Genomic DNA, 11,529 nt, shown 5'->3' with positions numbered 1-11,529 from the left:
ATGCTCAAAACAATATCTCCCTTAATTTCGCCCGACCTGCTGAAGGTACTGGCTGAAATGGGCCACGGCGATGAGATTATATTTTCCGATGCCCACTTCCCGGCCCACAGCATGGGACCGCAGGTTATCCGCGCCGACGGTCTATTGGTCAGCGACCTGCTACAGGCGATTATTCCGCTCTTTGAACTGGACAGCTATGCCCCACCGCTGGTGATGATGGCGGCTGTTGAAGGCGATGCCCTCGATCCTGACGTCGAGGCCCGCTATCGTCAGGCGCTTTCACTGCAAACCCCCTGCCCGGACATCACACGTATTGACCGCTATGCCTTCTATGAACGCGCGCAACAGGCGTTTGCGATCGTTATCACAGGAGAGCGGGCAAAGTACGGGAATATTCTATTAAAAAAAGGAGTAACCCCGTAATCTCTGGTCTGAATGCCCGTCAGCTACGGGCATTCATCATAAGATGAGGATCAGAACATGAAAGCGGCGCGCCAGCAGGCGATCGTAGATCTGCTTACCAACCACAAAAATCTGACAACCGAAACCCTTGCTTTGCAACTTAAGGTCAGCAAAGAGACCATCCGCCGCGATCTCAGCGAGCTACAAGCCCAGGGAAAAGTGCTGCGCAATCACGGGCGGGCCAAAGTGATTCATCGGCAAAATCAGGACAGCGGCGACCCGTTTCATATGCGACTCAAAAGCCACTATGCCCACAAAGCGAATATTGCCCGCGAAGCGCTGGCATGGATCGAAGAAGGTATGGTGATAGCCCTGGACGCCAGCTCAACGTGCTGGTACCTGGCGCGACAGTTACCGGACATCAACATTCACGTCTTTACCAACAGCCAGCCCATTTGCCAGGAATTGGCTAAACGCGAACACCTTCAGCTCATCAGCTCCGGCGGTCGCCTTGAGCGTAAATACGGTTGCTATGTTAACCCCTCGCTCATCTCGCAGCTCAAACCACTCGAGATCGATCTGTTTATTTTTTCCTGCGTAGGGATCGACAGCGACGGCGCACTCTGGGACTCTAACGCGACCAATGCCGACTTCAAGTCCATTCTGCTTAAGCGCGCAGCGCAGTCATTATTGCTGATCGATAAAAGTAAATTTAATCGTTCGGGAGAGGCCCGGATTGGGCATCTGGATGATGTGACGCATATTATTTCAGATACGCCGCTGATTGAAACAATGCAGGCCGGATAAGGCATTTACGCCTTCATCCGGCCTGCAATTTTACCTTATCGCTCGTCGCGACGACCACCAATAGCAGCCCACAGGCGACGGACGTGCACGGTGACTTCTTCACGGTCATGATACAGCTGACGCGCCTGAATCTGGGCATTTACACCATGCTCGTCAAGCTGTGCCTGAATATAAGCCAGGTTTTGCGACACCTCTTCGTAGCGTTTTTTCATCGGCAGCTTGAGGTTGAAGATAGTCTCACGACACCAGCCGTTGACCAGCCATTGCGCCATCAGGGCGGCAACCTTCGCGGGCTTTTCCACCATGTCGCAAACCATCCACGAAATGTTATTGCGATTTGGCCGGTACTTAAATCCGTCTTCGCGCAGCCAGGTAACTTGTCCGGTATCCATCAGACTTTGCGCCATCGGACCATTATCCACGGAGTAAACCCACATGTTGCGTTTAACCAGTTGATAGGTCCAACCGCCCGGGCATGCCCCTAAATCCACCGCATACATTCCGTTAGCCAGACGTTCATCCCACTCATCGGCAGGAATAAACACGTGCAGCGCTTCTTCCAGCTTCAGTGTTGAACGGCTCGGCGCATCGGCCGGGAACTTCAGACGCGGAATGCCCATGTAGAACGGGGAGTTATTGTCAGGCCAGGAATAGCCGGTATAGCAACAGCCTGGTGCGATAAAGAACACATGAACCACCGGACGTTTTGGCGTTTCATACTTTGCCAGCACACCCGCTTCCCGCAGCGCCGCGCGCAGCGGTACGGTAAACTTACGGCAAAATTTAACCAACTCTTTGCTTTCATTGGTATCAGCAACTTCAACGCGCAGATCGCCGCCTTTCTCCACCACGCCCTGCAACATGCCGACAATCGGCGTAATGCGGTCTTCCGGCGGTAAATATTGCAGCAGTTCGCCCACCACAAACATTTGACGGGCAAAAATCAGCGAGCTAAACGGCAACTCTTTCACTAACTTTTCGGCATCGTCCTGCTGATAGCATTCGAAGATGACGTAACCCGCATTGTCTTTCACGCGGGCAAAACCGAAGATTTCCCGGCGTCCTGCTTTATCCGTAATTTCTGCGGCGCACTCTTTTTCAAAACCTGGGCGACACAACAATACAACCTTATTCATGGCTAACGCCCTTACGTTTCAATCGAATAGCGCCCACTAACATCAGCGCCCAGCCCACAAGGAAGCTGAAACCGCCGACGGGGGTAACAAACGCCCACAGGCGTAAATGCGAGAGCGCGAGGCAATACAGGCTGCCGCTAAACAGCACCGTTCCTAATGCCAAAAACACGCTACTCCAGTAAAACCAAATGCTAATGCGCCGCTGCATGGCGACGGCCAGGCCAAATATAGCCAGCGTATGGAACGCCTGATACTCGAGGCCAGTCTGGATCCACCCCATCTCAACGACACCGAGGGTTTTACTCAGAACATGTGCCCCAAAGGCGCCCAACGCCACAAAGATAAAGCCACTTACGGCGGCAAAAATCAGCATAAAACGGCTGGTCATGTGAATACCCTACGTAAATTATTGTTCATAACGAAAGCGGAATTTTTCTTGTTCCGTGGCCGCTTTCGCCAGAATCCACTGACGGAAGGCGGCTATTTTACCCAGTTCTGCCTGACTGTCATGACAAACCAGATAAAATGCGTTTTTGCTGACCAGAACATCATTAAACGGACAGACCAGACGTCCGGCTTCTATTTCGGATTGCGCCATGACGTTATTAGCCAACGCAATTCCCTGTCCATGGATAGCAGCCTGGAGCACCATGGCGCTATGGCTGAAGATGGGTCCCTGCTGTACGTTGATATGATTCAGGCCAAGCTGGCGCGTATAGGCTTGCCAGTCACGGCGCGACGCATCGTGCAATAATGTGTGTTTCGCCAGATCTTCGGGCGTCTTTAGCGGTTTATCACCGGTGAGTAATAGCGGCGAGCAGACCGGCAATAAATATTCTGCGTACAATTTTTCAACGCGCAGACCCGGCCAGTTGCCGCGTCCATAGAAAATCGCCACATCAACATCGTCAGCCAGTTTGTCTTCCTGACGGTCCACCGCCTGGATCCTGACATCGATTCCCGGATAAGCTGAGTTAAAGCTAGAGAGTCTGGGAACCATCCATTGGATTGCAAAACTGGGCAATAAACTCACGGTGAGCGCACCTTTTGCACTGCGTGCCTGAAGTTTACGCGTCGCGTCGGTTAATTGCGAAAAAATCTCTTTGATGTCGAGAAAGTAGCTTTGGCCTTCTTCCGTTAACAGCAAAGATCGATTGCGTCGACGAAACAGCTTCAGCCCCAGGAAATCCTCAAGTGACTTGATTTGATGACTTACTGCGGCCTGCGTCACAAAAAGCTCTTCTGCTGCGCGAGTAAAGCTCAAATGACGCGCTGCAGCATCAAAAACACGCAACGCATTTAGGGGTGGTAATCGTTTTGACATGACTTTTAGGCTTTGATGTTAAATGAATTTAACAATTAACCAACAGGTTGTAACCTATTAGTTTTTTTTATCTGAGCCATTATAAATTGTCCGTTGAGGTTCTACCAGCAAATACCTATAGTGGCGGCACTTCCTGAAGCCGGAACGAAAAGTTTTATCGGAATGCGTGTTCTGGTGGGCTTTTGGCTTACGGTTGTGATGTTGTGTTGTTGTGTTTGCAATTGGTCTGCGATTCAGACCATGGTAGCAAAGCTACCCTTTTTCACTTCCTGTACATTTACCCTGTCTGTCCATAGTGATTAATGTAGCACCGCCAAATTGCGGTGCTTTTTTTTGTCCGACTCTTTGTCGATGGACGACCGGTTAGTTATCCAGTTCTACCATCTCTTTCACATCGGTACGGTTAATCTGCTGTTTGTTGCCGTTAGCGTCTTTATACGAAATCATCCCCGTTTCATTATCGGTCTGTGGCTTACCATCAGATACGATTGATCGACCATCATTGGTGTGCATCACGTAATTCGAACCAGAACAGGCGCTCAGGGCAAAAGTCAGCATACAAGCAGAGATAATTGCGGCAGTCTTTTTCATCTTTTTCTCCTTAAAGCGATTTATGCTATTAAAAACACACTCCGTAACAGGCTAAATTGCTCGCCTAACGGTATATAGCATAAGACACTGCGTGGACTTTGCCAGGATATCCAGAGTATTCCGATGGTTTGCACACCCCTTGTATCAGCGCCCTTTTTGCGCCACGATCGGTTTACTGAACTGAGGAATACCATGAACGCTTTTAACCCCGCGCAGTTTCGCGCGCAATTTCCCGCACTCAACGATGCTGGCGTCTATCTCGACAGCGCTGCTACAGCACTGAAGCCGCAGGCAGTGATTGAGGCCACCCATCAGTTTTATAGCCTGAGCGCCGGGAACGTCCATCGCAGCCAGTTTGCCGAAGCACAGCGCCTGACCGCACGCTATGAAGCCGCGCGGGAAAAAGTCGCAAGCCTGATTAATGCGCCGGATGATAAAACAATCGTCTGGACCCGCGGTACGACGGAAGCGATCAACATGGTTGCCCAAAGCTATGCGCGACCGCGCTTACAACCGGGTGATGAGATTATCGTTAGCGCAGCAGAACACCATGCCAACCTCGTGCCCTGGCTGATGGTGGCGGAGCAAACGGGGGCGAAGGTCGTCAGGCTGCCGCTTAACGCCCATTTATTGCCAGACGTTGAAAGCCTCGCGCAACTCATCACTCCACGCAGCCGCATTCTGGCGCTTGGGCAGATGTCGAACGTTACCGGCGGTTGCCCGGATTTGGCCCGCGCCATTACGCTCGCCCATGCGGCTGGAATGGTGGTGATGGTGGATGGTGCCCAGGGGATTGTCCATTTCCCCGCCGACGTACAGCAATTAGACATTGATTTCTATGCGTTCTCGGGCCACAAGCTGTATGGCCCCACCGGCATTGGCGTGCTGTACGGTAAACCGGAACTGCTGGATGCCATGTCTCCCTGGCTCGGTGGGGGTAAAATGATTAGCGAAGTCAGTTTTGACGGTTTCACCACCCAGGCTGCTCCATGGAAGCTGGAGGCCGGTACGCCTAACGTTGCTGGCGTTATCGGACTAAGCGCGGCGCTCGAATGGCTGGCGGACGTTGACGTGGTGCAGGCCGAAAACTGGAGCCGGGGTCTGGCGACGTTGGCAGAAGATGCGCTGGCGAAACGCCCCGGCTTTCGCTCCTTCCGCTGCCAGGACTCAAGTCTGTTAGCCTTTGATTTCGCAGGCGTTCATCACAGCGACATGGTGACACTGCTGGCCGAATATGGCATTGCACTGCGTGCAGGACAACACTGTGCGCAACCGCTGCTGGCAGAACTGGGCGTATCCGGGACGCTACGCGCCTCATTTGCACCTTATAATACGCAAAGTGATGTAGATGCGTTGGTCGCAGCCGTTGACCGCGCGCTGGAAATATTGGTGGATTAATGACAAGCCCTCTGTTCGCCGGACACCCGTTTGGCACAACCGTAACGGAAGAGACGTTACGCAATACCTTTACCCCGCTCACCCAGTGGGAAGATAAATATCGCCAGCTGATTCTGCTGGGTAAGCAGTTGCCAGCGCTTCCGGATTCGCTAAAGGCACAGGCCAAAGAGATTGCGGGCTGCGAAAACCGCGTTTGGCTGGGGCATACCCTTCATGAGAATGGTACTCTGCATTTCTTCGGCGACAGCGAAGGTCGCATTGTACGCGGGCTGTTGGCGGTATTACTCACGGCGGTCGAAGGTAAAACTGCAGCCGAGTTACTGGCGCATTCGCCTATGGCATTATTTGACGAGCTAGGTTTACGCGCGCAGCTCAGCGCCTCGCGTACCCAGGGGCTGCATGCTCTGAACGAGGCGATTCTTGAGGCTGCCCGACAGGTTTGATGGTTGCCGGATGGCGACGCGAACGCGCCTTATCCGGCACAACACACTCAACTCTGGCGCGCCGCTTTCGCCATCATCTTCTTCAGCGCATGTGAGACGGCAACAAAGCCAAAGGTGGCGGTCACCATAGTGGCCGCGCCAAAACCGGATGCGCAATCCATTCGCTTCGGCCCTTCCGCCGTCGCCTTCATCGCACATACCGAGCCATCTGCCTGCGGGTAAACCAGCGCTTCGGTCGAGAACACACAGTCCACGCCCAGCTTGCCTTTGCTGTTTTTCACCACGCCAAAATCGCTTTTCAGCCGCTCGCGTAGCTTGGCTGCCAGCGGATCCTGGATAGTTTTTGCCAAATCAACGACCTGTATCTGCGTCGGGTCGATCTGCCCTCCCGCACCACCGGTGGTCACCAGCGGAATTTTGTTACGCCGACACCAGGCGATCAGTGCCGCTTTTGGGCGCACGCTATCAATCGCATCAATGACATACGAATAACCCGCACTCATATACTCAGCAACATTATCCGGCGTGACAAAATCATCGACCACGTTCACCCGGCACTCCGGGTTAATCTGACGGATACGTTCAGCCATCACTTCAGCTTTTGCCAGGCCGACGTTATCGCGCAGAGCATGGATCTGGCGGTTAGTATTGGTGACGCACACATCATCCATATCGATGAGCGTGATGGCGCCAATACCGGTACGCGCCAGCGCTTCCGCCGCCCACGACCCTACCCCGCCAATCCCGACCACGCAAACGTGCGATTGGGCAAACAACTGCAGCGCATTTTCGCCATACAGACGCGCCGTACCGCCAAAACGCTGGCGCCAGGCATCACTGATAACCACAGACATAACACCTCAAATTCATTAATATCGAGCGCCATCCGGCTATTAACCGCTGAACACGTTACCCGTACCCGGCGCTGTTTTCAGTACCCACACGCGACCGTAGTGATTATACCACCCCGCACGGTGTCCGGCGTCAGCACCAATGCCCTGATAGATATCGAAGTGTTGCCCTTTAATAGCGCCACCCACATCTAACGCCACCATCAGGCGCAGTTCGTACTGGCCGGTAAACTTGCCGTTATTGTCCAGTAACGGGACTTCCGCCAGCAATGTTGTGCCCGCCGGAATGATACTGCGGTCAGAAGCCACAGACGCGCGGCCAATCAACGGTACCGCGCTGGCCCCTTTGACCGGTGCAAAAGATTGCGGTTTAAAGAAGACAAACGATGGGTTCTGCTCCAACAGCTCGCGCACTTCGGCTTCGCTGTGCGTTTCACCCCAATGGCGAATAGCCTGCATCGACATATCTTCTTTTTTCACTTCGCCACGGTCGATAAGCACTTTACCGATGCTGCGATAGGCGTGGCCGTTTTTCCCGGAATAGCTAAAGAAGTTAAGCGGACTGCCATCACCAAAATCGATGTAACCACTGCCCTGCACATCCATAATGAAGTTATCCATCAGGGAGTTGCTGTATGCCAGAATGTAGTTGTCGCTCAGCGCACCCGCGTAAATCTCGGCACGGCTTGGTAAGCGGCCACGTTTTGGCGGCATGCGATAGATAGGATACTGAAACTCGCCCTGGCGCGTATGGCGCGCCTGAATAACCGGTGTGTAGTAACCGGTAAACTGGACGTTACCGTAGTTGTCCGCCCCTTCCATTTGCCAGGCATCAATACCAAACTGGCGCATACTGCGCGTATCACCGCCCGCACGTAACCACTGCTGGATAGCGTTGTAAACGTTGCTCTGGTTGCCGTACAAACGTGGCGAAGCGCTGCGAATTTGATTAACCTGCTCGGCGAAATCACCGGCATTGATTGGTGCGCCAACCGCATCAGGCTGGTTCACCAGTGAGAAAGGCTGGGTAAATTTCCCGTCTTTATACTGCTGCCCACGATCGGTGGGTTTTGAGGAACACGCGGCGAGCATCGCGACGACTGCTCCCGCAAGAAGATATTTTGCCCAACGTCCTTTCATTGTTCTCGTCTTATGTTGCCTGAATGCGAGACGAAGATAACAAACCCCCGAACCTAATGAAATGCGTATACATACCCGAACGCAAATTTTGAGCAAAAAACAATCCAGAATGCGTTGTTTTTGTTCATTTTCACCTTAAAAACGTGATCAAGGTGAAAAAAGGGTTGCATGAAAATGCGAGCAGAGTATAGTGCGCATCCACGGACGCGGGGTGGAGCAGCTTGGTAGCTCGTCGGGCTCATAACCCGAAGGTCGTCAGTTCAAATCTGGCCCCCGCAACCAATTAAAATTTGATGAAATAAAAGCAGTACGGTGACGCGGGGTGGAGCAGCCTGGTAGCTCGTCGGGCTCATAACCCGAAGGTCGTCGGTTCAAATCCGGCCCCCGCAACCAATCAAATTTGATAAAATATAAAGCAGTACGGTGACGCGGGGTGGAGCAGCCTGGTAGCTCGTCGGGCTCATAACCCGAAGGTCGTCGGTTCAAATCCGGCCCCCGCAACCAACATTATAAACACCCTAAAGGGTGTTTTTTTGTATCTGCGGTCCATAAAAAAAGCGCTTTTCAGCGCTTTTTTGTTATCCCCTTCTCGCCAGCGTCGCGCCATCGGCAAAGTAGGCTTTGATCCCCGCCAGAATCGACTCTGCCACTTCCTGCTGGAAGGTCGCAGTTTTGAGCTTGCGCTCTTCCTCAACGTTACTGATAAATGCGGTTTCCACCAGAATAGACGGAATATCCGGCGCTTTTAGTACCGCAAACCCGGCTTGTTCAACCTGGTTCTTATGCAGATTGTTGACTTTACCGAGCTTATTCAATACCGCTTTACCAAACTTCAGGCTGTCGGCAATGGTCAGCGATTGCACCATATCAAACATGGTATGGTCGACGTAGCGATCGCCGCTCTTGCTGACGCCGCCAATCAAATCCGAGGCGTTCTGAGTTTGCGCCAGATATTTCGCGGCGGTGCTGGTCGCCCCTTTGGTCGAGAGCGCAAACACCGACGAACCTCTGGGCTGTCGACTGGTAAATGCATCGGCGTGAATAGAGACAAACAGGTCTGCACGCTGCTTCTGCGCTTTCGCCACGCGGACTTTAAGCGGAATGAAGATATCTTCATTTCGCGTCATAAAGACCTTCATGTTGCCCTCTTTCTCTATGAGGGCTCGCAGGCGTCGGGCAATCTGCAGCACCACATCTTTTTCACGCGTCTTGTATTTCCCCACCGCACCGGAGTCCTCTCCGCCATGCCCTGGGTCGAGCATAATGACAATGGGACGATCGCGCCCCGCTTTACCCGGCTGCGGGCCACTTTGCGCAGGCGGCACCTGTTTGTCCAGATCGCCCTTGTTGTATTCTTCCAGCAACGCCAGCAGCGGATCCTGAACATCCTGGGCATTCGCGGGATAGAGATCCATCACCAGACGTTCTTTAAAGCCGGCCACCGGAGCCAGCGCAAAAAGTTGCGGCTTCACATTCTGTTTCAGCTCGAACACCATCCGCACGGTCTGTGGGTCAAACTGCCCGACGCGCGCCGATTTAATATACGGATCGTCAGGACGGATCTGCGCACCCATGCCCTTGAGCACCGAGTTCAAATTAACGCCTTCAATATCCACAACCACACGCTCAGGATTACTCAGGGCAAACTGTTTGTATTTCAGCAGACGGTTAGATTCTACCGTGACGCGGGTGTAGCTGGACGCTGGCCAGACACGTACGGCAACGACCTGACTCATGGCAGCCAGACCAACCTGGCTGACGCTCAAAAGCCACATAGCACCCGCACCTTTCAGTAAACGGCGGCGACTGATTGCTGAATTGGATCCCGACATGCTTCTCCCGAGCAAAAAGAAATCTTTATTGAGGTAATACGTAAAACGTCTGAATTGACCGGAAACTTTAGCGAATGACGCATAATCTGTCATCTATAAAAGGGTAAACATTCTTTTTATATTCACGGCATTACTGAGAAAAATCTTCGGCATGGGTAAAAATTACGCTTGCGCACAGCGCCAAAACAGAATAAAAATACACAAATTACGAATAATCATGCAATGAGGGTGTGCCGTGGTGAAGGAGCGTAGAACCGAACTGGTACAGGGATTCCGCCATTCTGTTCCCTATATCAATACCCATCGGGGAAAGACGTTTGTCATTATGCTGGGCGGCGAAGCCATCGAGCATGAAAACTTTTCCAGTATCGTCAATGACATTGGCCTTCTTCATAGTCTCGGCATCCGCCTTGTCGTGGTCTATGGCGCACGACCGCAGATTGATGCCAATCTTGCGGCGCATCATCATGAACCGGTGTACCACAAGAATACGCGCGTTACCGACGCTAAAACCCTGGAGCTGGTCAAACAGGCGGCAGGGTTACTTCAGCTTGATATTACCGCCCGCCTGTCAATGAGCCTGAATAATACGCCATTGCAGGGGGCGCACATCAATGTGGTCAGCGGTAATTTTATTATCTCCCAGCCGCTGGGCGTTGATGACGGCGTGGATTACTGCCATAGCGGACGTATTCGTCGTATTGATGAAGATGCCATTCACCGGCAGTTAGACAGTGGCGCGATTGTGCTGATGGGCCCGGTCGCCGTTTCCGTCACCGGAGAGAGCTTTAACCTGACTTCAGAAGAGGTCGCCACGCAGTTGGCTATCAAACTGAAGGCAGAGAAAATGATCGGCTTTTGCTCCTCTCAGGGCGTCACCAACGATGATGGCGATATTATTTCCGAGCTGTTTCCTAACGAAGCCCAGGCGCGCGTTGAGTTGCAGGAAGAGAAAGGCGATTACAGCTCCGGCACAGTGCGCTTCCTGCGCGGGGCAGTGAAAGCCTGTCGCAGTGGGGTACGGCGCTGCCATCTGATCAGCTATCAGGAAGATGGCGCATTGCTGCAGGAACTGTTCTCCCGTGACGGGATTGGTACGCAGATCGTAATGGAAAGCGCCGAGCAGATCCGCCGCGCTACCATTAACGATATCGGCGGGATTCTGGAGCTGATCCGCCCGCTGGAGCAGCAAGGCATTCTGGTACGTCGCTCCCGCGAACAACTGGAAATGGAGATCGACAAATTCACGATTATTCAGCGCGATAACCTGACCATCGCCTGCGCCGCTCTGTACCCTTTCCCGGAGGAGAGAATTGGCGAAATGGCGTGCGTGGCGGTGCATCCGGACTACCGTAGCTCATCGCGCGGGGAAGTATTGCTGGAGCGGATCGCCGCGCAGGCCCGGCAAATGGGACTGAGCAAACTGTTCGTGCTGACCACGCGCAGCATTCACTGGTTCCAGGAACGTGGTTTCACGCCGGTGGATATCGACCTGCTGCCGGAAAGCAAGAAAGAGATGTACAACTATCAGCGGCGGTCAAAGGTGCTGATGGCGGATTTGGGGTAGTGGTCGTTGCCGGATGCGGTATAAATGCCTTATCCGGC

Annotated in this window: 12 protein-coding genes and 3 tRNA genes; 8 read left to right on the top strand and 7 right to left on the bottom strand. The window is 53.0% G+C overall.

Features of this window, described 5'->3' with window-relative positions; translation table 11 throughout:
* Together fucU and fucR are read left to right on the top strand one after the other, a co-directional pair.
* Positions 1-423, top strand: a complete 423-nt coding sequence (gene fucU, locus HV037_RS05490; protein ID WP_019077593.1) for an L-fucose mutarotase — start codon at positions 1-3, stop codon at positions 421-423.
* Positions 424-480: 57 nt separating this feature from the next.
* Positions 481-1,209: an L-fucose operon activator gene (gene fucR / locus HV037_RS05485; RefSeq protein ID WP_016157366.1), complete on the top strand. Its 729-nt coding sequence runs from the start codon at positions 481-483 to the stop codon at positions 1,207-1,209.
* 35 nt (positions 1,210-1,244) lie between these two features.
* On the opposite strand, the gene rlmM is transcribed toward fucR, so the two are convergent.
* From rlmM to HV037_RS05465, 4 genes are all read right to left on the bottom strand, one after another.
* Entirely contained in the window at positions 1,245-2,345 is a 1,101-nt protein-coding gene (rlmM, locus tag HV037_RS05480; protein WP_016157367.1) for a 23S rRNA (cytidine(2498)-2'-O)-methyltransferase RlmM, read from the bottom strand.
* The gene (locus HV037_RS05475; RefSeq protein ID WP_003034037.1) at positions 2,338-2,733 is read right to left on the bottom strand and encodes a DUF423 domain-containing protein; all 396 of its coding nucleotides are present in this window, start codon (positions 2,731-2,733) and stop codon (positions 2,338-2,340) included. Before HV037_RS05475 ends, rlmM begins: the two co-directional genes overlap by 8 nt.
* 18 nt (positions 2,734-2,751) lie before the next feature.
* On the bottom strand, positions 2,752-3,669 hold the full coding sequence (gene gcvA / locus HV037_RS05470) for a glycine cleavage system transcriptional regulator GcvA (RefSeq protein WP_016154260.1): 918 nt from the start codon (positions 3,667-3,669) through the stop codon (positions 2,752-2,754).
* Positions 3,670-4,032: 363 nt separating this feature from the next.
* On the bottom strand, positions 4,033-4,260 hold the full coding sequence (locus tag HV037_RS05465) for a YgdI/YgdR family lipoprotein (protein ID WP_016154261.1): 228 nt from the start codon (positions 4,258-4,260) through the stop codon (positions 4,033-4,035).
* A gap of 192 nt (positions 4,261-4,452) precedes the next feature.
* On the opposite strand from HV037_RS05465, the gene csdA reads away from it, so the two are divergent.
* Both csdA and csdE read left to right on the top strand, forming a co-directional pair.
* Positions 4,453-5,658, top strand: coding sequence for a cysteine desulfurase CsdA (csdA, locus tag HV037_RS05460; protein WP_016157368.1), 1,206 nt, complete (start codon positions 4,453-4,455; stop codon positions 5,656-5,658).
* Positions 5,658-6,101, top strand: a complete 444-nt coding sequence (gene csdE / locus HV037_RS05455; RefSeq protein WP_016154263.1) for a cysteine desulfurase sulfur acceptor subunit CsdE — start codon at positions 5,658-5,660, stop codon at positions 6,099-6,101. The genes csdA and csdE overlap by 1 nt, the downstream gene beginning before the upstream one ends.
* A 47-nt stretch (positions 6,102-6,148) precedes the next feature.
* Here csdE and tcdA read toward each other — a convergent pair whose 3' ends face one another.
* On the bottom strand, positions 6,149-6,955 hold the full coding sequence (gene tcdA / locus HV037_RS05450; protein WP_019077596.1) for a tRNA cyclic N6-threonylcarbamoyladenosine(37) synthase TcdA: 807 nt from the start codon (positions 6,953-6,955) through the stop codon (positions 6,149-6,151).
* 39 nt (positions 6,956-6,994) lie between these two features.
* Positions 6,995-8,092 carry a murein transglycosylase A gene (gene mltA / locus HV037_RS05445; protein ID WP_019077597.1) on the bottom strand — a complete coding sequence of 366 codons (1,098 nt, stop codon included), beginning with the start codon at positions 8,090-8,092 and terminating at the stop codon, positions 6,995-6,997.
* A 205-nt stretch (positions 8,093-8,297) separates the two neighbouring features.
* Here mltA and HV037_RS05440 point away from each other — a divergent pair.
* From HV037_RS05440 to HV037_RS05430, 3 genes are all read left to right on the top strand, one after another.
* Positions 8,298-8,374, top strand: a tRNA-Met gene (locus tag HV037_RS05440).
* 34 nt (positions 8,375-8,408) lie between these two features.
* Positions 8,409-8,485 (top strand) — tRNA-Met (locus HV037_RS05435).
* Positions 8,486-8,519: 34 nt separating this feature from the next.
* Positions 8,520-8,596 (top strand) — tRNA-Met (locus HV037_RS05430).
* A gap of 74 nt (positions 8,597-8,670) precedes the next feature.
* Here HV037_RS05430 and amiC read toward each other — a convergent pair.
* Positions 8,671-9,924 (bottom strand): N-acetylmuramoyl-L-alanine amidase AmiC, encoded by a 1,254-nt coding sequence (gene amiC / locus HV037_RS05425; RefSeq protein ID WP_016154266.1) that lies wholly within the window; start codon positions 9,922-9,924, stop codon positions 8,671-8,673.
* Between the two features lie 235 nt (positions 9,925-10,159).
* On the opposite strand from amiC, the gene argA reads away from it, so the two are divergent.
* A complete protein-coding gene (gene argA, locus HV037_RS05420) occupies positions 10,160-11,491 on the top strand; it encodes an amino-acid N-acetyltransferase (protein ID WP_008785703.1) in 1,332 nt (443 codons plus the stop codon).
* The last annotated feature ends 38 nt before the right edge of the window (positions 11,492-11,529 follow it).

The organism is Citrobacter sp. RHBSTW-00017, from assembly GCF_013797615.1.
In the GTDB taxonomy this organism is placed as follows: Bacteria; Pseudomonadota; Gammaproteobacteria; order Enterobacterales; family Enterobacteriaceae; genus Citrobacter; species Citrobacter braakii.
Note: the sequence above shows the minus strand (reverse complement) of the source record. Positions and strands in the feature narration are given on the sequence as shown.